Raw genomic sequence first — 24,769 nt, 5'->3', positions numbered from 1 at the left:
GGAAAACACGATGACCCAGTATAGTAACCCTGCGCTGACCCAGCGAGAAATTGTCGAGCAAAGCGTCGAAGCGATCGATGCCATGGTCGATGCCATCAACATCCTGACCACTGAAACCAACGATCATCGGGACGCCATGGCGCTCGATTACATGACGAATCAGATCATTTCGCAGCAGGTTTCGTCTCTCTTGGGTTCGAAAATCCAGTTGGACGCAGAGCGCCTCCGGTTGACGACCATCATCGCTGATTGGGACGCTGCTGCCTGACAACGGGTTGATCCTTCGATGCTGATTTGATCAAATGGGATGAGCATCGGAGGAAACGCATGGATGATCTACGTCAATTTGTGACCGACGCTGCGGTCAAAGAATTGCGGACGCAGTTGGGCGATGAGAGCGCCGACAATCACGGGACCAGCGTTCAGGTCGAAGGCAGTTTCAGGATGGTTAGGGTGGCCGACGCGATAATCCGTGCTGCCGTCGACACCCATGACCCGATCATACAGGAGGTCGCACGCACTCTTGCCGGGGGACTTGGTGAGGACTGGGAAGACTATCGTGGAGAGGCAGCCGACGTCATCGGTGCTGTCCGTGGTCGCATTTTGGCTATGCTGGACCCGCTGCCCTAGCGCCTGCCTGATCAGGCGGCTCTGCATAAATATCAGATGACCCGCGCTCTAAAATCCCGAATTAAATCAACGGCCAAGACAATTGGTAAGGCAGCCCAATGGCTATGGCTCCTGCCTCCGATCCGGTCGGTCGTCCTGACCAACATCGCCCGCATCGGTTTGGGCACGACTGGTGTGGCGATCATCACGGCTATTGCTGATGCGGCTGCCCGGTAATGGCCGATCCAATTCCTACGGATTTCGCGATCATGTTCGGCCGGTTGGAAGGCAAGATCGACGGAATTCAGACCACGCTGGCCAATATGGGCCTGCGCGCCGATGGCCATGAAGCCCGGCTCAACGACCATGAAATTCGGCTGACCACGATCGAAACGACGGCCCGCACTAGCACCGGAGGGTTAAAGGTGGTTGCATGGATCATAGGCGTCCCGCTGTTACCCGTTTTGGGATGGGCTATTCCGAAGCTTTTCGGCCTTTGAGGCTCTTCAGCCTCCAGTATAAATCTATGAGGTCTTGATAGGGCTGGTTGCGCCAGAACCCTACCGCTCGGACGACATGGTCCCCGGTCTTTTTCGGTCGCACCGCATCGGTGTCGATCCGATGTTCATGCAGGGTTTCGCACACGGACTGAAACCACAAGGTCACGATTTTGCGGCGCTCCTTCGCATTGGTTGCCGCTTCGATATTTTGATCAAACAGGTCTGACAGATTCACGTATTACTTATGCGAAAGGGCCGATCCCGCGCACGGAACCGGCCCCATGACCATCAGGGATGAGCGCTCAAAGCCAAGTTGCAATTGAAGATCGAACCTTGACCCGCCTGATGATGATGTCGATCGGCAGGGTTACACCGACAAAAAAATTGAAGACCTGCCGACCGATGAGTGGGTTATATCGTGGGCGGGATTCCCCGGTCCATATTATTCAACCCAACCCCATGCCCGGCGATATTTTATCTGACTGATAGCCGGTGGCGTTACACCGAATTCACGGGCAAGGTCGAATGTCCGGGCACCTTCTTCGATGCGGCGACGGATGTCTCTCACCCTGTCTGGAGATAGTGGACGGGGCTTTTTAACATTGGCTGTCCCATGCCGCCGCTTGTCCGCGAAGTTACCGGCTCTGGTATCGTAGCGGAGATTGCCGACGACGTTGTTTGATGGATTTCCGTCGTTGTGACAGATATCATGGCCATTAGGTCGTGGTCCGATAAATGCTTCGGCCACAAGTGAATGAACATATCGTGTTGAACGTGTGCCATCTTCCGCACAAAGCGTCAGGGCGGGATATTGCATGAGTGACGACTGAGTTGGTTTTAGAATTTTTCCTTTTCGAACACCGCGCTTTGACATCCGGTCTTTTGACCGAACGCGACCAATATTCGAAATTTCGTAAAGTCCTTCGTGGCTGATTATCGAGCGCCACACCTCGGTGATGTTTTCTTCCATCGACTATTTATTCAAAGCACGGGATAAGCTTCGAATAAGTGCAAATTTTAGAGATTTTGGAGGGCGTCGATCAGAAGGTCGGCTTCGGCCATCATCCGATAGGCGGCCATGTCCCGTTCGATGCTGCTAACCTCCATCATGTCCCCGGCAGCCACGGCCAGCGCACGGGCTGCGCGCAAGGATCGGATCGCAATGGTCCGGACGCCATGAAACTCGGTGGCGTGATCATGGCGACCCGCGTGATAGAGGTCACGACACTGATGGCGGTAGGGCGAGGGCTTCGCGGCGAACCCGAATTCGATCAGTTCGGCAGGTGAGAGGCTGGCGATAAAGTCGGCCTGTTCGTCATCGGTCATGTCGACGGGGGACCAGTCAGCGCCGTGACCGGCCAGCATGGATAGCGACCCGTTCGGGTTGGTCGGGAGGGGATCATGGGTTTCCATGACCTACTTAGTCTGGGGACGTGGAACCGGTGCGGGGGATGGTGGTTATCCAGCTATCGGACTTAGCTTCATCGCCCCCCGCATGACAGTCCGATATCCATTCGACCCCGTCAGCATCCCCCCGACGCTGGCGGGGTCTTCTGTCTTCACACAGAAAGGGTGGACGATCGGCGGGGCGGACGATATTGACCCAATCGAGTGGTCCCGTAACTCAGCCGGATAGAGTGCGAAATTCCTAATTTCGAAGCCGCGCGTTCGAATCGCGCCGGGACCACCACCTGCCCCCGATTGCCCGTCTGACTGCCCGGTGGCTACCTAGCCCAGTGGGAAAAAGCTGTGACTACTTGGCTGACTACTTGGTCGTTGACAATCTGGCGATCGTCCCATAAAAGCCACGGTATTCCGCCAGTTTTGGTGGGACAGTCGTAGGTTTCCTAATCTAAGGGCCATGGGTTCGAATCCCGTCGGGTGCACCACCTTCCCCTTATCGCGAACGCCGCACTGGGCAGATGGTGATCGCGCCTAGTAGCGCAAAGCCACATCCGACCACGTATAGCACGGCATAATCGTCCCCCTGCGCGCTGCCGATCGCCAGGATGATCGGAGCGATGGCAGGGGCGAGCGACTGGGGCAGGCTGTTGGCGATCTGGAACACGCCCATATCCTTGGCGCTGTCCTCCGGTCGGGGGAGGATGGCGGCGAGCAGGGCGAGGTCGACCGCAAAATAGAGCCCCTTGCCGATCCCCGCCATCGCCACGCCGACCAGGAATTGCGGCACCGACGGGGCGAAGGCGATCGTCAGGAAACCCGCCGCCTCCAGCGTCGCGGCCAGGAACACCAGCGGTTTGCGCCGGCCGGTCCAATCGGTGATGAAGCCGCCGACCAGTGAAATGGCGATGGTCGCAGTGGCGATGATCGCCATCGACTTCACCATCACCTGCGTCGCGTCGGCCTTTGCCAGCGAAAGCTGGTCGGTCAGGAAGAAGAGCTGGTAGGTCAGCAGGAACGACCAGGCCATCATGATGAGGAAGCGGCTGCCAAAGGCCCAGCTAAAATCCCAGTCGCGAAACGGCGCGCCGATCGCGCGCAGCATGGCGATGGGGCCGAGGCGGCGGGCGTCATCGCCCTGCGCCGGGCGATCGGGGAGGATCAGGCAGAGCGCGCCGATGCTGACCACGGTGATGGCGAAGGGGGCGAGGAACATGAGCAGCGATGACGCTTGCGTATATTGGGTGATCCAGCTTCCTGCGAAGGTGCCCATGGTCGATGTCATGCCCAGCATGCCGGCGACACGGCCCTGCCAGCGCACGGGAATGACGTCCGGCAGGATCGGCAGGCAGCCTGCCTGCATCGCGTTGAAGCCGGCCTGACAGATGATCCAGCCCAGCCCCAGCAGCAACAGGTTGGGGGCAAGGCCCAGCAGCAGCAGGCCTGCGCCGGCGACCACAAGGCCACCCAGCAGCCAGGGCCGCCGCCGTCCGAAGCGGCTGCGCGTCCGATCGGACAGCGCGCCGCAAATGGGCGTCGCGACCAGCGCGACGAAGCCGCCGATCGCCAGGATGATGCCGAGCCAGCGACCCTTTTCCGTTTCGCTCGCAATCTCACCGACGCGCAGCGCCAGCGTCATCACCACCGGCGTCAGTAGTGCGACCCAGATGCCGAACTGCGCCAGCACATAGATGGCGACGAAGCCCAGCGACACGGTCGGGCGAGTGGTTTCCGGCAAAGGGGATGCGGTCATCGACGCGAACTTTCAAAGCGGCCGGTGGGCCGGGATCAGGGCCAAAATCAAGGATGGTAGGTCTTGCCTTCGGCCTCGGCTTTCGCCTTGGCGGGGCTGTCGGCGAACAGGTCGTTCATCTTGGTCGGCAGGTTGGGCTTCACATACCAGTCGGCCGGAAAGTCGGCGGCGTGCGGGCCGTCGATATTGCGATGGACGAGGCCGGAGCTGGTCTTGCGCGTGTAGGGGACGACATGTGCGCCCTTGCTGTTGCCCAGCTGATCGAACAGCGCCTTGCGCAGCGTGATCTTCGTATCCAGCCATTTGGGGTCTTCGATCAGATTGTGCATCTCGTCCGGGTCGGTCTTGAGGTCGTACAGTTCCTCCAGATCCCACACGCCATGATATTGAATATATTTCACCCGATCGCGCTCGATAGCGAAGGTGGTGGGGGTCTGCGGGAAGCTCCATTCCCAATAATATTCATAGACGAAATCGCCGGGGTTCCAGGTCTTTTCGTCGATCTTGCCCTCGGCTACCGGCAGGAAGCTCTTGCCCTCCATTTGCGCGGGCTTGGGCAGGTGGGCGATGTCGAGGAAGGTGGGCGCGAGGTCGAGATTGCGCACGACCGCCGGGTTGGTCACGCCCTTGGGCACCATGCCCGGTGCCCAGACGATCATCGGCACGCGCACGGATGGTTCATAGGCGTTGCGCTTGTCGATCAGCCCATGTTCGCCGATCATGAAGCCGTTGTCGGAATAGAAGACGACCATCGTATTCTTGTCGAGATGGTTCGCCCTTAGATAGGCCAGGATGCGACCCAGGCTCTCATCCACGGGGGACAGGGTGCGATAATAGTCGCGCACCTGCTCCGTCATGGGGTTGTCGGTGTGATAGGGGAAGTCCGCGCCATGCCAGCTATTGCGCTGGTTGCGGACCCACAGCGGCTTGCCTGCATTATTTTCCGGCGTGTTCGCCATGCTGGCGGGCAGATTGATCTTGAGATCGCTATATTGCGCCTTGTAGCGGTCGGGCGGCAGCGGATCGCTATGGACCGCCTTGTGACTGAGATACAGGAAGAAGGGCTTGGACTTGTCCCGGCCCTTGTCCAGCCAGTTCATGGCATAGTCGGTCAGCTCGTCGGTGATGTAGCCCGTGCGCTTCACATGCGCGCCATCGACATTGAGCATCTGTCGCTCGCCCGCTGCGATCTTTTCGGGCGATAGCTGCTCGGTCGGGAAATAGGTGCCCTGCCCCTTGAAGCTGACCCATTTATCGAAACCGGGGCGGGGGGCGTCGGTGTCGAAACCCATATGCCATTTGCCGAAGAAGCCGGTCTGATAGCCCGCCTGTTGCAGATATTTGGGGAAGAAGGTCAGCCCTTCCTCTGAACTGTTATTATTGTCCACCACGCCATGGTTACGGGCGGTCTGGCCGGTCAGGATGGTCGCACGGCTGGGTGAGCAGAGCGAGGATGTGACGACGGCATTGGGGAAATAGACGCCATTCTTCGCCAGCGCGTCGATATTGGGGGTCTGGAGGCCGGGCGTCAGGAAACCCATCGCATCGTAGCGCAAATCGTCCACCAGCACGAAGATCATGTTGGTCGGTTTCGGCTGCGGCGGGTTTACCGGCTTGGCGAAGGCGCCCGGTCCCAGCAGGGTGCAGGCGGCGATCGCGGCGGCGCGCAGCGCGCGGCGGGCGTGGGTCATGGACGGGTTCCCTTCTTGTCCCGGATGATGCAGCGAAAGCCGATATGGCTGGTCGCGCTGTCCACCGCCTGCGCATGGCGGGCGGCGGGGCGATAGCGCTGGCAATAATTGGCGGCGCACAGATGCGATCCGCCCTTCAACACCTTGCGCGGAATGGCGATGTCAGGCGTGGCGGGATCGAAGCTCTCCCGCTTCGTGCCGCCGCGCGGATTGGCGGGGACGCAGCAGCTCCCCTTCGCCTTGCGCTCGATCCGGGGCTGGGCGAACCAGTCGGTCGTCCATTCCCAGACATTGCCGATCATGTCGTACAGGCCATGGCCGTTGGCGGGATAAGTGCGCACCGGCGAGGTGCGCTCATAGCCGTCCGCCAGCGTGTTGCCGTATGGGAAAGCGCCCTGCCAGTAATTGGCCAACATCGCGCCACCGGGCGCCAGCGCGTCGCCCCAGGCATAGTCCACGCCGCCCAGGCCGCCGCGCGCGGCATATTCCCATTCGGCTTCGGTCGGCAGCACCTTGCCCGACCATTTGGCGTAGGCTTCTGCGTCGGCATAGGCGATATGGACGACGGGATGATCCTCCAGCCCCTCGATCCGGCTGTCCGGGCCATGGGGATGGCGCCAGTCGGTGCCGAAGCTGAATTGCCACCACTGGCTATAGTCTTCTAGCGATACCGGGCCGCCGGTACGCTGGAACAGCAAGGAACCCGCTTGCGCCATCGCCGGGTCCATGCCGGGATAGTCCTTGGGATCGGGCGCGATTTCCGCCAGCGTGATATGACCGGTCGCGTCCACGAAGCGCGCGAAGTCACGGTTGGTGACCGGCGTTTCGTCGATGCGGAAGCCGTCCACCTGCACACGGCGCACCGGCGCTTCTTCGGGATAGAATCGGTCCGATCCCATCAGGAAAGCGCCGCCGGGCAGGTGGATCATGCCGTCCGTCACTCGGCAGAGGCCTTCAGGACGATCCCGGCTCCGCGCGGATAGGCGGGGGCGGGGCCATCATCGGGGAGGTCGGGGCTTTGCGCCTCGACATCGGCCATGGAGCGGGGGAGGGAGAACGGCATATGCCCCTTTGCCACGGCGCGGCCGGTGACGACATCCAGCACGGCGGCATCACTCGCGCCGAAGGTGACGAGCATGGCCCTGGCCATGGGTTCGATCGCGGTCAGGATGGCAGGGCGATCCATCTCGATGGCGACGATGGTAGGGACATGGGCGGAGGCGCGGGCGATCGCCTGCACATCCTTGTCGTCGGCGCGGAAATCGAGCCGTCCTTCATGCTGGCGCGCGCCGAAGAAATGATGCGGATGCAGCGTTTCGAACGGGGTCGCGGTGCGGACCAGCGCGATGTCGGCCTGCGCCGGGTCTTCGACCACGGTGAAGCCGGCGGCGCGGGCGGCGGCGGCATCGACATTGTGCAGCCATATGCGCTTGCCCGGCGCGACCGGCAGGGTGGCGGCGTCGTTGCGCAGCAGAACCTGGCTGGCGCGCTGGACGGCGTCGGCTTCCTGCTGCGCCCGCGGGTTGCCGACGATGCGGGCGGCGGCGACTTCATCGACATAGGGATTGTCGAACAGCCCCTGTTCGAACTTCAGGCGCAGCACGCGGCGGACGGAGTCATCGATCCGCTTTTCGCTGACGAGGCCCTTGGCGACCGCATCCAATATGGGGGCGGGATCGCTCGCGCCGCCGAACTGGTCGATCCCGGCATTCAGACCCTTGGCGAAGCGCGTGGTCTTGTCGGCCGTCTCCATGCCCCATGGCGTGCCGATGGAGGCGGGCGTTTGCGGATTCTGCGCATCGGGGGCCATGCAGGCCTGCGGGCAATCATTGGTGATCGACCAGTCGGACACGATCAGGCCACGATAGCCCTTCTCCCCGCGCAGCAGGCCGGTCAGCATCTGCCTGTTGAAGCCGGCGGCGACCGGTTCGATCGGCTGGCCCGCAATCTTCGGGCCACGCACGATGACATAGGTGGGCATGACGCCCGCGCTGTGGGCAGCCAGGCTGTCGTCGAAGGCGCGGATATGCTGGGCGAAGGCGGCGTCGGTCAGCGGCGCGTTGCGGCCATAATGGTTATGTCCGTCGAACCCTTCCGGCTCCGCGCCATAGCCGACCCAGTGTTTGACCACGGTCGCGACGCCATCGGGGCGGACGCCGGTGCGGCCATGCTGAAATCCCTCGACATAAGCGCCGGCGAGGCGCGACACGTCGGCCGGATCGGACCCGAAAGTGGCGGCGAAGCGCGGCCAGCGCGGCTCGGTGGCAAGGTCGGCCTGCGGCGAGAGGGCCATATGGATGCCGACGGCGCGATATTCCTGCCGCGCGATGTCGCCGAAACGGCGGACCGTGTCGGCATCGCCCAGCGCGGCGAAGCCCAGCGTGTCGGGCCACAGCGAGAAGCCGCCGCCAGTGGTGCTGGCGCCCAACGTCGCCTGAAAATGATGGCGCGGATCGGTGCTGATCGTGGCGGGGATGCCAAGGCGGCTCGCTTCCGCCAGTTTCTGCACGGCGTTGTTTTGTGCAGCCAATTGGGATGGCGACACGACGAGGCGCGTGATGAAGCTGCTGATATGGCGATCGTTCAGCAGCTTCGCGGTCGCATCGGCGTCATAGGTCTTGCCGGCGAAACCGATCGCGGAACCGGGCGTGGGCAGGGTACCGTGCAGCAGCATCCCGGCCTTTTCCGGCAACGTCATCTGGGCGAGGAGATCGTCTACTCTCTTGTCGACCGGTGCGCGGCTGTCCTCATAAAGGTCGAGTTTGCCATCATGGTTGAGGTCGCGCCAGCCGGCGGGCGGTGGCGATCCTGCGCCACCCAGCGCCATCAGCAGCAGCGAAGTCGCCGCGATCCTGCGCATCACCATGACAATTGCTCCTTCCCGCAAAAGGCGTCGACCGGGCTGTTTCCGGTGAAGGGCGCATCGCCCGTCAGCCGCTCCACCAATGCCGTCTGGACATCGGGCAGGGAGGCATAGGCGTTGATATAGGTCGCGAAATTCGGCGCGTCATACAGATAATAGGGCTGGCCGAAGGAGACGAGCAGGGTCGGGATTTCGCGGTTGAACTGGATCATCCCGTTGCGCGGACCGGCATGCAGCTTGGCGAAATCGAGGAAGATATGGCTGAGCGACGGGGTCGCTTCCTGCCCGATGAGATAGAGGATGAGGTCGGTGTCCTCAGGCGTCGGCATCGCATCGGCATCGAAATGGCGGATGGTAAAGCCCCGGCTTTCCAGACCTGCGATCAACGGCGTGAAGTCGCGTTCGGGCGCGCCGGAGAAGAAGCTGGCCCCTTCGTCCGACATGATGAGCACGCGCTTGTGCTTGTCCGGCACAATCGGGATCAGCATGTCGCGATCCTTGACCAGAGTGATGCTGGCGGCAGCCGCGCGGGCGGCCTGATCGAGATGGGCGGGCTGGCGCAGCAGGGCGCGGGTCCGTTCGACCGGGGCGATGCGTTCGTCCGGGGTCATGCGGTGCAGCCCCAGCCTGGTCTTCAGCATCAGGAAGCGGGTGACGGCATCGTGCAGGCGCTGTTCCGACAGGCGACCGTCGCGCAGCCCTTGCAGCATGAAGCCCATGTCGGCGATTGGATCGCGGCTGAAGAGGAAGACGTCGCAGCCATTTTCGATCACCGCCGGCACCGCTTCGGCGCGGGCCATCCAACTGGTCAGGCCGCCCATGACGGTGGCGTCGGATACGATCAGGCCGTCAAAGCCGAGTTCGCCGCGCAGCAGATCTTCGTTGAGAAGGCGGGAGACGGAGGCCGGCTCGAACGCCTGCGCGCCCGCCTGCGACAGTTTCTCGCGGATATAGGCGGGCAGGGCGATATGGGCCGACATGATCGTCATCACGCCATCATCGACCAATGCGCCGTAGATACGGCCGAAGGTCGCCCGCCACTCGTCCATGTCCATGTCGTTGACGCTGGTGACCAGATGCTGGTCGCGATCGTCCAGCCCGTCGCCCGGCCAGTGCTTGGCGCAGGCGGCCACGCCTTGCGCCTGCAACGCGCGGACATAGGCGCGGGCCTGCGCCAGGATACGGTCGGGGTCGGAGCCATAGGAGCGGGTGCCGACCACGGCGTTGCGAAAGGCGCGATTGATATCGACGACCGGCGTGAACGACCAGTTATAGCCCAGCGCCCGGCTTTCCAGCCCGACGATGCGGGCAAGGTCGGCGCTCAGCGTCAGGTCGTTACAGGCGGCGATGCCCATCTGGTTGGGGATGGCGGTGGTGAAAGGCGCGCTGACCGTGCCGCCCTCTATGTCACCGGACAGGATAAGCGGCACTTGCGACCGCTCGACCGCATGGCGGGTCGCGGCCCACGCTGCGGCCAGATCATGGGTCGGGAAGCGATGGATGCCGCCCGGCGCATGGCCGAGCAGGCCGTCGGTTTCCGCGATGCTGTCGTGGCGCGCGGACAGGACGAACAGTTGTGCGATCTGCGCCTCGACGCTCATCGCGTCGCGGGTGTTTTCCACCCAGGCCATGTCCTCGCGGGAGAGGGCGAGAGGACCGGCACCGGGTGAAAGTGGGGAAGACAGATTGGGAATGATGAGGCTCATTTCGGATCGGTGAAGGCGTCGTCGTAGCGCGCGCGCCTGGCGAAAATTTCCGGCGGTTCGGCGAGGGCAGGGGTGCTGTACTTGCGTGCCTCCCGCCACCAGAGCGCCTTCATCTCCGCCAGCTTGGCGGGGTGGCTGGCGGAAAGGTCGGTGCTTTCGGAAAAATCCTTCGACAGGTCGAACAATTCCCACCGGTCTTTCGCGAAGTCGGTGCCATATTTGTGCATGGCGACCGCGCGCCAATGGCCCGAAGTGATGGCGCGCTGGCCACGCAGTTCGAAATATTGGACCGATCGGGTCGCGGCGGCCGGATTGCGGAAGGTGGCGCGGATCGAGCGGCCGGCGACCGGCACCTGCGCCACGCCATCGACGCTCCGGGCAAAGTCTGTGCCCGCCGCATCCAACAAAGTGGGGGCGAGGTCGATCGGGTCGACCATCTGGCTGCGCACGGCGCCCTTGTCTTTGATCACCGCCGGCCATGAGACGATCAATGGCGTGCGGACGCCACCGGCATAGGGCCACACCTTGTAGCGGCGGAACGGCGTGTCGCCGGCCCAAGCCCAGGGGCGGGGATATTCGGGTTGCAGCTTGTCCGTGCCGATATCGTCGATGCGCGCCCGCTGCTGCGCGAAGCTGAGTTTATTGGGGCGGTACATCTTCTCGAAACTGCCATCCTGCCCGGCTTCGGATGCGGCGCCGTTGTCGGAGATCAGCAGGATGATGCTGTTGTCATATTGGCCGCTATCCTTGAGCCGCTGGACGACGCGGCCGATCTGCGCATCGGCATGTTCCAGAAAACCGGCATAGGTCGCCATGTAGCGGGCGAAGACGGCCTGCTCGTCGGCGCTGAGCTGGTCCCACGCGCGATCGCCGGCGGCACGGACGGTGTTGACGGCGTTTGCGGGAATGATGCCCAGCTTTTGCATCCGCGCGAAGCGTTCGGCGCGTAAAGCGTCCCAGCCCTTTGCATATGTCTCGCGATAATGGTCGATATAGGCGCGTGGCGCCTGAAGCGGCGCGTGGCCCGCGCCCATGGCGAAATAGAGGAAGAAGGGCCTGCCCGTTGCATGGTCGATATCGGCGATGGCATGGTCGGCCATGTCGGCGGAGAAATGATAGCCCGGCCGGTCGGGCTTGGGCAGCGGCCTGTTCCCCTCGATCAGGTCGGGATGATATTGATCGGTCCAGCCATTGTAAAATCCATAGAAACGGTCGAAGCCGCGCTGCAACGGCCAACTGGCATTGTTGCCCGGCGTCCCGTCCTCATATTCCGGGCCGAGATGCCATTTGCCCACGCCATAGGTGCGATAGCCTGCGGCTTTCAGCGCCTGCGGCAGCATCTGCGCATTGGTAGGCAGTTCGCCGCGATCGCGGCTCATGTCGGTGGTGCGCCGGTTGGTCGGCAGGTCCGCCATCCGCACCGTTTGATGATTGCGGCCGGTCAGCAGCGCCGCGCGGGTGGGGGTGCAGACCGCCTTGCTGTCGAACTGGTTGTAGCGCAACCCGCCCGCCGCCAGCGCATCGATATTGGGGGTGCGGATTTCCGAGCCGAAAGCGCCCAGGTCGGAAAAGCCGACATCATCGAGGACGATCAGGACGATATTGGGTTTGGCCGGTGCCACAGGCTTAGGCGCTGCGTGCGCGCCGGACAGGCCGATCGCCGCTGTCAGCATGGTCGCCGCCATCAGGATGCGCTTGCCCATTCGTCCTGCTCCATACCGTGAGAATAGGAGGCGCGGCGGCGGTAACCGCCGCGCCAGAAGGATCAGAACTTCACGCCCAGCGTGGCGCCGAAGTAACGGTCTGCATCCTTGTTGAAGGTGCCGACCAGATCATAATTGCCGCCCAGGAAGGAGGTGTGGCCGATGCTGGTCAGATAGTTTTCGTCGAACAGATTTTTGACGAACAGGGTCAGGCTGTAGCGGCCATCGATCTGCTTCACGCCGATGCTGGCGTCGACCAGCGTGTAGGCGGGCTGTTCCAGCAGCGGGTCTTGCTCGACCGAGAAGTTCATCGCGCTCTGGAAATTGACGCCCACCTGCATGAAGCCGGCATAGTCGGTGCCCGGAATTGGCGCTTCATAGCGCGGCGCGATGCTGATCTTCCACTTCGGGCTGACCGGCAGGGTGGCGCCGCGCAGATTTTGCGTCGGGGTGACGCCCGCCGCCGTGCGGTAGCAGACGTTGATCGGTGTGCCGGTCATGATCGGCGCGGTGGCGGCGATCTGCTGCGGGCAGTTCAGGCCATCAATGTCGATCTTCGCATCCGAATAGGTGACCGCGCCGGTCAGGCTGAAATGATCGTCGGGACGCACGGTCGCTTCGACCTCAAAGCCCTTGGTGCGCGACTTGCCGGCGTTGGTCGACACGAACTGGACGACGCCGGACGTGATGTCGGAACGGTTCGCCTGCACCTGAAGATTGGTATAGTCGGCCAGGAAGAGGGCGGTGCTGACGCTCAGCACACCGTCGGCGGTGCGGCCCTTGAAACCGATTTCATAGGCGTTGACATGTTCCGGCTCCAGCACGCGCTGGTTGGCGAGGTCGGCGGAGATTTCCATCTCATAGCCCAGACCCTTATAGCCGCGGGTATAGCTGCCATAGACCTGCGCGTTGCGGCTGAATTCATATTGCAGGCCCGCCTTGCCGGTGACGGCGGTGTCGCTGGCGGTGATGGAGCCGCTGGTCGAGGCGTTACCGGGGAAGATCACGTCGCCCGCCACGATCGGGGCGGTGCGGGTGCCGCTGTTGGTGCCCTTTTCATGCTGGACGCGCAGGCCGCCGATTGCCTTCAAGCCGCCGGTGATGCGATAGTCGAACTGACCGAAGGCGGCGATGCTCTCCTGCTTCAGGCGGATGTCGCTCTTGGCTGACTGCCAGATGATGTTGGCAGGCGCACAGGCTTCGCCGAAGGTGCCGGCGGTGCAACGGGCGCGGCGGCGATCGAACGGGCGCTCAATGTCCGAATGCATGTAGAAGGCGCCGACGACATAATTTAAGTCGCTATTGCCATTGTTGGCGATCCGCAATTCCTGGCTGAAGGCGTCGAGATCAACGATGCCATGGTTCTGGCTGAAATAGGAGTAGGTGGCGGCGCTGCCGACGAACAGCGGCACATCGCTGTTGATGCGCTCGATCGGCTGGTTCACGTCCAGATGATATTTCTGGTAAGCGGAGATGGACGTGATCGTGGCGGCGCCCAGATCCCAGTCGGCCTGCAAAGAATAGGTCTGCTGCTTGCTGTTGGAATAGGTGACGGTTTCGTCGTTCAGCGTGCGGTTGTTGCGGGTGGCGTCGATCGGGCCGACCAGCGTTTGCAGGTTCGGGTTGGTGATCGCGATCCAGGTGGAAGCGCAGCAATCCGCGTCGGTCTTGCGATATTCGGCCGCGAACAGCAGGTTCAGATTTTCGGTCGCATCCCATTCCAGCTTGCCGCGCACGCCCCAGCTCTTGGAGCCATTGTCCCAGCCGCCGGTCGCGATGTTGCGGGCGACGCCGCGCACGTCATTGTAGAATCCGGTGACGCGGGCGCGCATCGTATCGCTGATCGGGCCGGACACGGTGCCACGGGCGCGATATTCGCCATGCTCGGCGATCGTCGCTTCTGCCTTGCCCTCGAAATCACGCGAGGGGCGGGCGGTGGTGACGTTGACGACGCCAGCGGTCGCATTCTTGCCGAACAGCGTGCCCTGCGGGCCGCGCAGCACTTCGACGCGCTCGATGTCGGCGAGGTCGGTGAAGCCCTGGGTCTGGCGCACGGCGACGACGCCGTCGACTACGGTGGAGACGGAGGATTCGACGCCCTGACCGAACAGGGCGGTGCCGATGCCGCGAATGCGGAAGCTGCTGTTGGTGGGGGTGGCGCCCTGCTGGAAGGTCAGCGACGGGACCGCCTGCACCAGCGAGCTGCTGTCGTTGATCTGGCGGTTGGCCAGCGTGTCGGCGCCCACGGCGGTCACGGCCAGCGGCACGTCCTGCAAACGCTCGGCGCGCTTTTGGGCGGTGACGACGATGTCGGTGCCGTCCTGCGGCGCCTGCGGTGCGGCATCCTGCGCCATCGCGGCGGCAGGGGCCAAGGCGATGCCCAGGCTGAGTGCGGACACCGCGGCGCGGCGCAACGTCATGGTCTTGGAAAAGCGCATATATCCTCCCCTGTCCGGCGCCTGTATCGACGCGCGGTCGTGCAAAATTAAAACCCACCAGCGGTTGACCGCTCGGTTGTAGCGCTAAATCCGCTCCGGTGACGATGATGTCAACAGCAATATTTTAGCGCTACATTTTTATGGAAAACTGCGGATTTGTTGCAACAGGGGCTATCGCACCCATTTGCAACCGCTCGGAATATAGCGTTAAACAGGCCGCGAAGGCGCGGGGTGCGCCAACCAGGGAGTCATCCATCATGGCCCGTTCGGGGCGTCGTGCCAGCCAGGCCATCACCATCCAGACAGTCGCAGACCATGCCGGTGTATCGGCCATGACCGTGTCCAACGTATTGAACAACAGTCCGAAAGTCCGGCAAAGCACCCGCGACACGGTGATGGCGGCGGTGCGCGAACTCAATTATGTGCCCAATATGGCGGCGCGTTCCCTGGCGAGCGCCAGTGCGACCCGGATCGGCCTGCTCTATCGCAATATCGAGAATGCGTTTCTCAGTTCCATCCTCGTCGGCGCGCTGGATGCGACCAGCCGCCTCGGCGCGCAACTGTTGCTGCGTCCATTGGAAAGCGGCGATCCGAAGGAAATCGCGCAGCAGATGCAGGGGCTGGTGGAAAATGGCGCCCATGCGATCCTGATCGTGCCGCCATATTGCGAGGTCGCCAATCGCCATGGCCTGACCCGCGATTTTCCGGTGCCGGTTGTGGCGATGTCGCCGGGCGACGCGCTGCCCGGCGATCATTGCGTGCGGATCGACGATTTCGGCGCGGCGCGCGACATGACCGCCTATCTGATCGGATTGGGACACCGGAACATCGGCTTCATTCGCGGTGGAGCGGGCCACCTGATCCATCGCACCCGCTGCGAGGGCTATCAGGCGGCGCTGCGTGAAGCGGGGCTGCCGATCCGCCCGGACCTGATCGTGGCGGGCGACATGAGCTTCGAGTCGGGGCTGGCCGCCGGCGCGGCGCTGCTGGACCTGCCCGACCGCCCGACCGCGATCTTCGCCAGCAATGACGACATGGCTGCCGCGATCGTATCCCTGGCGCATCGGCGCGGGCTGGACGTACCGCGCGACCTGTCGGTGGTGGGTTTCGACGATACGCCGATCGCGGTGAAGATCTGGCCGTCGCTGACGACGGTCAAGCATCCGGGCAAGCAGATTTCGGCGCAGGCGGCGACGCTGGCGATCGATCTGGCGCGGGGCGGGGCGGGCGATGTCGAGCGGGTGAACGACTATCTGCCGCACGAACTGGTGATCCGCGAATCGGTCGCGCGGCCGCTGGCTACAGCCACTTCAACCTCTTGAACCGGGTGTAGAGCAGGGTGCAGACCACTGCGATCACGCTCAGCACCACCGGATAGCCGTACATACTCTTGAGTTCGGGCATATGCTCGAAATTCATGCCGTAAATGCCGGCGATCGCGGTCGGCACCGCCAGGATCGCGGCCCAGGCGGCCAGTTGACGGGTAATGTCGCCCGTGCGCTGCTGCTCCAGCAGATTGCTGGATTCGAACACGCTGTTCAGGATTTCGCGCAGGTCGTCCACCATCGTCTGCACCCGGCGGACATGGTCGCGGACATCGCTGAAATAGGGGCGGGCTTCCGGGTCGATGCAAGGCAGGTCCATCTTCACGAACTTGGTCGCGACCTCCTGCATCGGCACCAGAATGCGCTGGAAGCGGATCAACTGGCGGCGCAGGCTGAAGATGCGGGTGATGTCGTCGCGGCGCAGGAAATGGTCGATCATCTGCTGCTCCATCTCCAGCACCTCTTCCTCGATCCCCTCGATGATCGGCAGATAGCCGTCGACGATGAAGTCGAGGATGGCGTGCAGCACATAGTCCACGCCCTGGGCGAGGCGGGATGGTACGGCCTCCAGTTCCTCGCGCAGCGCCACATGGGCGCGGGCCGATCCGTGGCGGACGCTGATGATATGGTCGGGGCCGACGAACAGGGCCGTTTCGCCATAGCAGATGGCGTCGCCCTCGACATGAGCGGTGCGTGCGACGACGAACAACTGGTCGCCATAAATGTCGATCTTGGGCAACTGGTTGGCCTTGATCGCATCCTCCACCGCCAGCGGATGCAGCCCATAGGTGCGGGCCAGGATCTGCATCTCTTCCTCGGTCGGTTCGGCGACGCCGATCCAGATGAATTCGGACTTGTCCGTCGCGCAGTCGATCCGCGCGTCGATCGTCACCGGGCGGACCCGCTGGCCGTTGCGATAGAGATAGGCGGCTACGACGGTCATGGCACTCTGTTTCCCTTTGGGTTCCGTTCGCTAACAGACAATGGCGGCGTCGTCCCGTCTTTCGCCGCACCCCTGCTTCAGTCCATATGATTTTTGCTGAAGGGGGTGGCGATTGACTTCGCCGTGACATAGTTGCGCGCGAAAGGGGCGCATAGAAAAGCGCGCGGCACATGCTTGGAGGGGGCGGGTCGCACGAGAATATGGAGCTGTGCCTTGCACATCATAACTATCGACTTCGAAGCGTCCTGCCTTCCGCGTCATGGACGGTCCTTCCCGATCGAAGTGGGGATAGCGGATGGCGGCATGTCGCGTAGCTGGCTGATTCGCCCGCACGACGACTGGGCCGGATGGGACTGGACCCCCGAAGCGGAAGCGCTGCATGGCCTGAGCCGGGACCGGATCGAAGGCGAAGGACTTCCCGCATCGGTCGTACTGGCCGAACTGGTCGCCGCGACGCAGGGGCATCGCGTCGTCGCCGACAGCCTGATAGACCAATATTGGCTCGATACGCTGGCTGCCGCCGCTGGCGCGCCGTCGCCTTTCACCATTCACCATGTCGCCACCCTGTTCGACGAGGCACGCGCGGACGACGCGCGAGTCGCCGCCGCCGTCGCTTTTGCCGATGGGCAGGGGGTGGCACGACACCGCGCGGCGGCCGACGCCCTGTGGCTGGCCGCGCTGATCGACCATATTCGTGGTGTCGTGGATCCGGCGTCCGAGCCGACATTGCTGGCGGCGCAATGAATTATTGCTTGAAACGTTACGCCGGCAATGATTTGTTACCTTCGGCAAATTGCGGAGACATTTGCCAGCCTTAATCCTGGGTTATCCGCATCTGCCCGGCCAAGATGGCGCAGATCGTCCATGTCGCAGAGGAGAAGCCCATGTTCCTGATCCTGGCATCCAGCGTGGCGGCTCTCGCCGTTGCTCCCAGCACCATCCACAGTACCGACATCATCCATGGCGCGCAGGCCTATACGGCCAGTTATCAGGCCCAGCCGACCATCAGCCTGCGGGAAGTCGAACCGCGCTTCGCCAATCGCGGCGCCATCCCGGTCTGCCGCTGGCAGGCCGACGTCAGCGTGAACCGCGCGGTCGCCGCGCAGGGGCAGGCCGTTCCCGCTTTCGGGAAGGCGATCCATCGCTTCACGCCGCTGTCGGGCAGCTATGCCGGCACCTGCACCGCCGCCCGTCACCAGATCGACGCGCAGGTCGCCCGCCATGTGGCGGACCGTTCGGCCGAAGCGGTCGCCGTCGCGCAGCAGGATCGTGCCGTGCTGGTGAACGAACTGGACGGCGTGCATGCGCTGACCAAGGGCGCCGTGAAAGGCGGATGAGTCCACCGCTGATATTGGTCGCAGAAACGCATCAGGATCTGCGACAGAAGATACGCGAATATCTGGAACAGAGCGGGTTTCGTGCCCTGCCGGCCGCGTCGGCCCATGATATTTTCAGCGCCCTGTCCAGCACGCCGGTTGGCGCCGTCGTGCTGGACGCCGCCTTGCGCGGGCCGGACGGGCTGGACCTGTGCCGTGACGTTCGCGAACGCAGCGATGTGCCGATCATCCTGGTCGCGGCGAACAGTTCGGAGGTCGACCGGGTGGTCGGGCTGGAATTGGGCGCCGACGATTATATGGTCAAGCCCTATTCGGCGCGTGAACTGGCCGCCCGGCTGCGCGCCGTGCTGCGGCGCGGTCGGGGCGAGCGGGCGCTGGGCCTGCGCCGGCAGACCGAGGCGATCTTCAATGGCTGGGTGGTGGACTTCGCCCGGCGCGAAGTGTCCGACCCGACTGGCAAGCAGGTCGACCTGACCGCTGCGGAATTTTCGCTGCTGTCGGTTTTCCTCGATCATGCCCAGACGGTGATCGCCCGCACCCGCCTGATGGAACTGGCGGGGGTGCGCGACACGCCGTCGTCGGATCGCAGCATCGATGTGCTGGTCAGCCGGCTGCGACGCAAGCTGGGGGAGGGCGGCCGTCCCGCGCCGATTGTTACTGTGCGCGGCGTCGGATATATGTTCAGCGCGGTGGTCGACCGGCGCTGACCGGCAAAGGATTGCGCAAAACCGCCGTTTTTCGCGGTTTTGCGCCATTCGCGCCGTTTCATTACTCAGACATAGTTTTTAACAATCCCGCTGCGCCGCAGCAAGAACCCATGTCTATCCTTCAAACTATACCGGTCCGCCCCCTGACCGGCAGATAGTTATTCAAGAAGAGGATAGACTCCATGAACGAGCTTATCGGTCGCGTTTTCGATTTTGAAACCAAGGTCTACCCCGGCGAAAGCACGCTGTACAACCAACTGGCCAACCATGGCCAAAGCCCCAAGGCGCTGATGATCTCCTGCGCCGATTCGCGCATCGTCCCCGAACAGATCATGCAGGCTGCGCCCGGCGACCTGTTCGTGTGCCGCAATGCCGGCAACATCGTGCCGCCGCATGCCAGCCAGCTTGGCGGCGTCACCGCGACGGTCGAATATGCCGTGATGGTGCTGGGCGTGCGCGACGTCATCGTGTGCGGTCACAGCGATTGCGGCGCGATGAAGGCGCTGGCCACCAATGCCGACCTTACAGCCATGCCCAACGTCGCCGCCTGGTTGCGCCACAGCCATGCCGCGCAGAAGGTGTGCGCCGAAAATTATCCCGCCGACCTGAGCGACGCTGACAAACTGCGCAACATGGCGCTGGAAAATGTCGTGGTGCAGTTGGCCCATCTGCGCACCCATCCGTCGATCGCGTCGGGCATCGCCCGCGGCGAAATCGCGCTGCACGGCTGGTATGTCGATATTCATGCCGGTCAGGTTCTTGGCCTGGACGGCACGACCGGTCGCTTCGCGCCGCTGCGTGAAGGTGCGCCGATGCCGGTCGCCCACCCCCAGGGTCGTCGCCTCGCCGGCGAAACCCTCTATGCCCAAGCGGCGGAGTAAATCATGTTGAAGGCTCTTTCCGGCGGCAATTTCGGCCGCGACTTCACGGCGTCGATCGTCGTCTTTCTGGTGGCCATGCCGCTCTGCATGGGCATCGCCATCGCGTCCGGTGTGCCGCCGGAAAAGGGCCTGATTACCGGCATCATCGGCGGCATCGTCGTCGGCCTGCTGGCGGGTTCGCCGTTGCAGGTCAGCGGCCCGGCCGCCGGTCTGGCCGTCATCGTCTTTGAAATCGTGCGCGAACAGGGGCTTTCCGCCCTTGGCCCGATCCTGATTCTGGCTGGTGCCATTCAGGTGGTTGCCGGTCTGTTGAGGGTCGGCGGCTGGTTCCGCGCCATTTCCCCCGCCGTCGTCCACGGCATGCTCGCGGGCATCGGCGTGCTGATCGTGGTCGGGCAGTTCCATGTCCTGTTCGACGACAAGCCCTTGTCGAGCGGCCTGCACAACCTGATCGCCATGCCCGGCCAGATTCTGGGCCTGTCGAGCGGCGACACCGTCACCGCCTTCGCGGTCGGCCTTGTCACGATCTTCAGCATGCTGGGCTGGGAGAAATTCCGCCCTGCGTCGATGAAGCTGGTGCCGGGCGCGCTCGTCGGTGTGGTGGCGGCGACGCTGGTCGCATTCGCACTGGGCCTGAACGTCGCCCGCGTCATCGTGCCCGAATCGATCGTCGCTGCCGTGACGCTGCCAGAAGGCGGGTTGCTGGCGCAGTTGATGAACCCGACCGTGATCGCGACCGCCTTCGCCATCGCCTTCATCGCCAGCGCCGAAACGCTGCTGTCGGCGGCCGCCGTCGATCGCATGCATGATGGCGTGCGCACCAACTACAACAAGGAACTGAGCGCGCAGGGCTTGGGCAACCTGCTTTGCGGCTTTGCCGGTGCGCTGCCGATGACCGGCGTCATCGTCCGATCATCGGCGAATGTGCAGGCTGGCGCCAAGACCCGCATGTCGGCGATCCTGCACGGCGTCTGGATTTTGGGCTTCGTCGCCCTGCTGCCCTGGCTGCTGCGCGAAATCCCGATGGCGGCGCTGGCTGGCATTCTGGTCATCACCGGCGTTCGTCTGGTGAGCGTTGCGCACGTCAAGCATCTCTTCCACCTCTACGGTCCGCTGCCGGCGATCGTATGGGCGGCGACGCTGATCTGCGTCGTGGCGACCGACTTGCTGACCGGTGTGCTGGTGGGCATCGGCCTGTCGATGCTGGAACTGCTGCCCCACGCGACCCGCCTGCGCCTGAAGGTGGAGGAGGAAAGCCGCGGGGAGGCGCATGAAGTGGCGCTGCGCGGCACCGCCACCTTCCTCAGCCTGCCCAAGCTGTCGGCCAAGCTCGAATCGCTGCCAGCGGCTGGCCTTGTCATCCTGAATGTGGAGCGTCTGGGCCATATCGACCATACCTGCGCGGAAATGCTGCGCGAATGGGTCGATCGCCGTCGCGGCGCGGGCGCCCCGGTGGAATATTTTGGCGCAACCGGACGGATGCGCCAACTGGTCGCCTGACCCCCTCAACAAAACAGGCGACATTTTGAGCCGCCGTGCCTGCTTCCAGGCGCGGCGGTTTCTTTTTGCCTTCATTGCCAACAGAAACATAATAGCAATATATTGTTATCACATTAGCAAAGAACCGTGCTTTGCATATCACAGCAGGCCCAATCCTTTCGCAGTTGCGGTAAAAGCGGTTTGCGGGACGGCCGGGAGGGCATAATCCATAGGCATCCGCTGGCATCGGGGGCGATCAAAACAGATCCCTGGGCGGCGGATGCAGGACGGAACATTCCAACGTAAAGGGGAATGTTCATGAAGTATCAAATCGCCTGTGCCGCCCTCGCGCTTCTTTCCAGCGCCCCGGCTTTCGCACAGGAAGAACCCGCCAGCCCCGTCACCGTTACCGGCAGCGTCGGCCTCGTGTCCGACTATCGCTTCCGTGGCGTGTCGCAGTCGGACAAGGCCATGGCCGTGCAAGGCGGCATCACCGCCACGCATGAAAGCGGCGCCTATGTCGGCACCTGGGCATCGAACCTGGCTGGCTGGGGCACCTTCGGCGGCGCCGGCATCGAATTGGACCTGTTCGCCGGTTACGCCGTTCCTCTCAACGAAACGACGACGCTGGACGTCGGCCTGACCTGGTACATGTACCCGTCGGGCGCGGACGAAACCGATTTCGCCGAACCCTATGTGAAGCTGTCGAGCCAGCTTGGCCCGGTCAAGGGCCTGGTCGGCATCGCCTATGCGCCCAAGCAGCAGGCACTGGGCAAATGGTATAATGATGCGTTCAGCTATGCCGGCGGCATCCCCGACAATCCCGGCAAGAAGAACGACAATCTCTATACCTGGGTCGACGTCAGCGGCGCGGTTCCCAACACCCCGGTCAGCCTGAAGGCGCATCTGGGTTATTCGAAGGGCAACAGCGGCCTTGGTCCGAACGGCACGTCGGTTGCACCGACCGGCAAATATATGGACTGGCTGGTCGGTGCGGACGTCGCCATTCCCGGCACGCCGCTGACGCTGGGCGTCGCCTATGTCGACACCGACATCGCCCGCGTGGAGGAAAATTATCTCCGCCCCAACCTGTCGGTTGCGGACGCGGACAATGCCGGCAAGTCGATCGTGCGCAGCCAGGTCGTCTTCTCGCTGACCGCAGCCTTCTGATCCGACGCCATTGCGTCGCCTGAAAAGGGCCGGTCCGACATCCTGTCGGGCCGGCCCTTTTCGTTGGCGTGACAAATTGTTGCTCCAGTCGCGATTGCCCCTTTGGGCGCGGCCGCGCGGTTGACCCCCGATCCGGCGAGCCCTATCTCCAAAACATGACATTTTGTGCGCTGACGCTTTCATGACCGCCCCGTCGATCATCCTCGTCGAAGACGATCCGCCGCTGCGCACGCTGACCGCCCGCGCGCTCCAGGAACATGGCTATCAGGTGCGCCCTGCATCCTCCGGCCCGGAAATGTGGGTGGCCTTCGATGCCGGCCCGGTCGATCTGGTCGTGCTGGACGTCATGCTGCCCGGCACCAACGGCATCGACCTGTGCCGCCAGATCCGCCGCAAGAGCGACGTTCCCATCATCTTCATCAGCGCCAAGGGCAGCGAAACCGACCGCATCGTCGGGCTGGAACTCGGCGCGGACGATTATCTGCCCAAGCCCTTCGGCACGCGCGAACTGATCGCCCGCATCCGCGCCATCCTGCGCCGCGTCGGCGTGGAGCGCGGCCCGGACGAGCATCGTGAGAGCGAAGCCCATTTCGACGGCTGGAGCGTCAATTTCCCGCGTCGTGAATTGCGCTCCCCCACCGGCGCGATCGTGGAACTGACCGGGGCGGAATTCGACCTGCTCGGCTCCTTCCTCAGCCACCCGCAGCGCGTCATTGCGCGTGAACGGCTGATCGAACTGTCCCGCACCCGCATGGGCGACAGCAGCGACCGCAGCATCGACGTGCTGGTCAGCCGCCTGCGCCGCAAATTGTCCACGCAGGACAAGGGCGCGCCGATCACCACGGTGCGCGGCGTCGGCTATATGTTCAACGCAGAGGTCAGCCGCGCTTGAGACGGCAGGTCAGGGGATCGCTCGGCCTGCTGGGCCGGCTCTGCGCGATCCTGCTGCTGACCGTCACGCTGGAATTTGCGGTCGGCACGCTCGTCTATGAGCGGGCCAGCCATCTGTCCTTGCAGGACGACGAGGCGCGGCGTCTGGCCGAACATCTGGTCATCGCGCGCAAGCTGCTGGTCGAACAGCCGCGTGGCGAGCGCCCGGCGCTGGGCCTGCAACTGACCACCGATCGCTACGACGTCCACTGGTCGCCCGCCGCGCCGCCGCCGCCGCCGCTGTCGCCGGAACTGGAGCGGATGCGGCGCCAGATCATCGACTGGGAACCCAGCCTTGAAAAGTCGGGCCTCTGGCTGCGCCTGACGCCGGGCCGCCATTCGGAAATCAATGGCGGACTGCAACTGCATGACGGCAGCTGGGTCTATTTCGGCATGCACCATAGCGGCGGCAAATGGGCCTTCACCCTCGGCCGGCTGGGGCTGGCGCTGATCCCCGTCCTGGCGCTGCTGCTGGCGGGCCTGCTGCTGATCCGCCGGACGCTGGCGCCGCTGCGCGACCTGACCCATGCGACGCACAAGATCGGTCGAGGATCGGAAGTGATCGTGCCCGAAGCCGGCACCAGCGACGTACGCAACCTCATCACTGCCTTCAACGCGATGCAGGCGCGCATGCACCGGCTGATGGACGAGCGGACGGAGACGCTGGCGGCGGTCGGCCATGACCTGCGCACGCCGCTCGCCCGGCTGCAATTGCGGCTGGAACTGGTGAAAGACCCCGAAGTGCAGCAAGCCATGGGCGGCGACCTGGAGGAAATGGGCGCGATGCTGGAATCGCTGCTCGCGTTCCTGGGCGGGGAGAAAGACCCCGAACCGCCGGTCCGCACCGACATTGCGGTCAGCATCGCCACCATCGTCGATGCGTTTCAGGATCATGATCAGGATGTGGACTATAATGGGCCGGACCATCTGGAAATGGAAGTGCGCGGCCTCTCGCTGCGCCGCGCGGTGCGCAACCTGATCGAGAATGCGCTCCATTATGGGGATCGCGCCCGCGTTTCGCTGGAGCGCAAGGGCAATGAGGTGCTGATCCGCGTCGATGATGACGGCCCCGGCATCCCGCGCGAACGGCTGGAGGAAGTGCTGCGGCCCTTCTCCCGTCTGGATGATGCGCGTCAGCGCAACACGCGCGGGCTGGGGCTGGGGCTGGCGATCGTGCAGAAGGCGGTGACGGCGGAGGGTGGCCAGTTCATCCTCGCCAACCGGCCCGAAGGCGGGCTACGCGCCGAAATCTGCCTGCATCTGCCCAAACAAGGCGCACGCGGCTAAAAGAGAAACTGTTCGGCCCCAAGCAAAACTCGTTTATCGCTGTCCA

At 63.5% G+C, this 24,769-nt stretch carries 22 protein-coding genes and 1 tRNA gene; 13 read left to right on the top strand and 10 right to left on the bottom strand.

The window, feature by feature from the left end; translation table 11 throughout:
- The first annotated feature begins 10 nt into the window (after nt 1-10).
- The 3 genes from ASE85_RS03235 to ASE85_RS03220 all read left to right on the top strand — a co-directional run bounded on the left by ASE85_RS03235 (nt 11) and on the right by ASE85_RS03220 (nt 1,109).
- Entirely contained in the window at nt 11-268 is a 258-nt protein-coding gene (locus ASE85_RS03235) for a hypothetical protein (protein ID WP_056683314.1), read from the top strand.
- Nucleotides 269-327: 59 nt separating this feature from the next.
- A complete protein-coding gene (locus ASE85_RS03230) occupies nt 328-630 on the top strand; it encodes a hypothetical protein (RefSeq protein ID WP_056683311.1) in 303 nt (100 codons plus the stop codon).
- Between the two features lie 215 nt (nt 631-845).
- The gene (locus ASE85_RS03220) at nt 846-1,109 is read left to right on the top strand and encodes a hypothetical protein (RefSeq protein ID WP_056683304.1); all 264 of its coding nucleotides are present in this window, start codon (nt 846-848) and stop codon (nt 1,107-1,109) included.
- Between the two features lie 442 nt (nt 1,110-1,551).
- On the opposite strand, the gene ASE85_RS22185 is transcribed toward ASE85_RS03220, so the two are convergent.
- Nucleotides 1,552-2,079 (bottom strand): NUMOD4 motif-containing HNH endonuclease, encoded by a 528-nt coding sequence (locus ASE85_RS22185; RefSeq protein ID WP_082462627.1) that lies wholly within the window; start codon nt 2,077-2,079, stop codon nt 1,552-1,554.
- Between the two features lie 47 nt (nt 2,080-2,126).
- Complete coding sequence (locus tag ASE85_RS03210; RefSeq protein WP_056683297.1) at nt 2,127-2,522, bottom strand: hypothetical protein; 396 nt, start codon at nt 2,520-2,522, stop codon at nt 2,127-2,129.
- A 200-nt stretch (nt 2,523-2,722) separates the two neighbouring features.
- Here ASE85_RS03210 and ASE85_RS03205 point away from each other — a divergent pair.
- Nucleotides 2,723-2,799: transfer RNA gene (locus tag ASE85_RS03205), tRNA-Arg, on the top strand.
- Between the two features lie 207 nt (nt 2,800-3,006).
- Here the strand turns inward: ASE85_RS03205 and ASE85_RS03200 are convergent.
- The 7 genes from ASE85_RS03200 to ASE85_RS03170 all read right to left on the bottom strand — a co-directional run bounded on the left by ASE85_RS03200 (nt 3,007) and on the right by ASE85_RS03170 (nt 14,664).
- Nucleotides 3,007-4,263 (bottom strand): MFS transporter, encoded by a 1,257-nt coding sequence (locus tag ASE85_RS03200; protein WP_056683294.1) that lies wholly within the window; start codon nt 4,261-4,263, stop codon nt 3,007-3,009.
- Nucleotides 4,264-4,310: 47 nt separating this feature from the next.
- Entirely contained in the window at nt 4,311-5,954 is a 1,644-nt protein-coding gene (locus ASE85_RS03195) for a sulfatase family protein (RefSeq protein ID WP_056683291.1), read from the bottom strand.
- Entirely contained in the window at nt 5,951-6,883 is a 933-nt protein-coding gene (locus ASE85_RS03190) for a formylglycine-generating enzyme family protein (RefSeq protein ID WP_056684311.1), read from the bottom strand. Before ASE85_RS03190 ends, ASE85_RS03195 begins: the two co-directional genes overlap by 4 nt.
- Nucleotides 6,884-6,891: 8 nt before the next feature.
- Entirely contained in the window at nt 6,892-8,820 is a 1,929-nt protein-coding gene (locus ASE85_RS03185) for a glycoside hydrolase family 3 protein (RefSeq protein ID WP_056683288.1), read from the bottom strand.
- A complete protein-coding gene (locus tag ASE85_RS03180; protein ID WP_235523218.1) occupies nt 8,814-10,448 on the bottom strand; it encodes a glycoside hydrolase family 3 protein in 1,635 nt (544 codons plus the stop codon). The genes ASE85_RS03185 and ASE85_RS03180 overlap by 7 nt, the downstream gene beginning before the upstream one ends.
- Nucleotides 10,449-10,519: 71 nt before the next feature.
- Nucleotides 10,520-12,226 (bottom strand): arylsulfatase, encoded by a 1,707-nt coding sequence (locus ASE85_RS03175; protein WP_235523173.1) that lies wholly within the window; start codon nt 12,224-12,226, stop codon nt 10,520-10,522.
- A gap of 62 nt (nt 12,227-12,288) precedes the next feature.
- Nucleotides 12,289-14,664, bottom strand: coding sequence for a TonB-dependent receptor (locus tag ASE85_RS03170; RefSeq protein ID WP_056683282.1), 2,376 nt, complete (start codon nt 14,662-14,664; stop codon nt 12,289-12,291).
- A gap of 257 nt (nt 14,665-14,921) precedes the next feature.
- On the opposite strand from ASE85_RS03170, the gene ASE85_RS03165 reads away from it, so the two are divergent.
- Nucleotides 14,922-15,986 carry a LacI family DNA-binding transcriptional regulator gene (locus ASE85_RS03165; RefSeq protein ID WP_056683279.1) on the top strand — a complete coding sequence of 355 codons (1,065 nt, stop codon included), beginning with the start codon at nt 14,922-14,924 and terminating at the stop codon, nt 15,984-15,986.
- On the opposite strand, the gene ASE85_RS03160 is transcribed toward ASE85_RS03165, so the two are convergent.
- Nucleotides 15,964-16,932, bottom strand: a complete 969-nt coding sequence (locus ASE85_RS03160) for a magnesium and cobalt transport protein CorA (RefSeq protein WP_056683276.1) — start codon at nt 16,930-16,932, stop codon at nt 15,964-15,966. The genes ASE85_RS03165 and ASE85_RS03160 overlap by 23 nt on opposite strands.
- Before the next feature lie 213 nt (nt 16,933-17,145).
- Here ASE85_RS03160 and ASE85_RS03155 point away from each other — a divergent pair, with 213 nt between their 5' ends.
- From ASE85_RS03155 to ASE85_RS03120, 8 genes are all read left to right on the top strand, one after another.
- Nucleotides 17,146-17,676, top strand: a complete 531-nt coding sequence (locus ASE85_RS03155) for a hypothetical protein (RefSeq protein WP_056683273.1) — start codon at nt 17,146-17,148, stop codon at nt 17,674-17,676.
- 140 nt (nt 17,677-17,816) lie between these two features.
- The gene (locus ASE85_RS03150) at nt 17,817-18,269 is read left to right on the top strand and encodes a hypothetical protein (RefSeq protein WP_056684304.1); all 453 of its coding nucleotides are present in this window, start codon (nt 17,817-17,819) and stop codon (nt 18,267-18,269) included.
- Nucleotides 18,266-18,976, top strand: a complete 711-nt coding sequence (locus ASE85_RS03145) for a response regulator transcription factor (RefSeq protein ID WP_056683270.1) — start codon at nt 18,266-18,268, stop codon at nt 18,974-18,976. The genes ASE85_RS03150 and ASE85_RS03145 overlap by 4 nt, the downstream gene beginning before the upstream one ends.
- Before the next feature lie 182 nt (nt 18,977-19,158).
- On the top strand, nt 19,159-19,857 hold the full coding sequence (locus ASE85_RS03140; RefSeq protein ID WP_056683268.1) for a carbonic anhydrase: 699 nt from the start codon (nt 19,159-19,161) through the stop codon (nt 19,855-19,857).
- Between the two features lie 3 nt (nt 19,858-19,860).
- Entirely contained in the window at nt 19,861-21,357 is a 1,497-nt protein-coding gene (locus ASE85_RS03135; RefSeq protein WP_056683265.1) for a SulP family inorganic anion transporter, read from the top strand.
- A 291-nt stretch (nt 21,358-21,648) separates the two neighbouring features.
- Nucleotides 21,649-22,506: a TorF family putative porin gene (locus tag ASE85_RS03130; RefSeq protein ID WP_056683262.1), complete on the top strand. Its 858-nt coding sequence runs from the start codon at nt 21,649-21,651 to the stop codon at nt 22,504-22,506.
- A 181-nt stretch (nt 22,507-22,687) separates the two neighbouring features.
- Entirely contained in the window at nt 22,688-23,398 is a 711-nt protein-coding gene (locus ASE85_RS03125; RefSeq protein ID WP_056683259.1) for a response regulator, read from the top strand.
- Nucleotides 23,395-24,723 carry an ATP-binding protein gene (locus ASE85_RS03120; protein ID WP_056683255.1) on the top strand — a complete coding sequence of 443 codons (1,329 nt, stop codon included), beginning with the start codon at nt 23,395-23,397 and terminating at the stop codon, nt 24,721-24,723. Before ASE85_RS03125 ends, ASE85_RS03120 begins: the two co-directional genes overlap by 4 nt.
- Nucleotides 24,724-24,769: the final 46 nt, after the last annotated feature.

Origin of the sequence: Sphingobium sp. Leaf26 (assembly GCF_001421665.1) — a bacterium.
Classification (GTDB): Bacteria; Pseudomonadota; Alphaproteobacteria; order Sphingomonadales; family Sphingomonadaceae; genus Sphingobium.
This window is presented reverse-complemented; position numbering and strand designations above follow the sequence as displayed.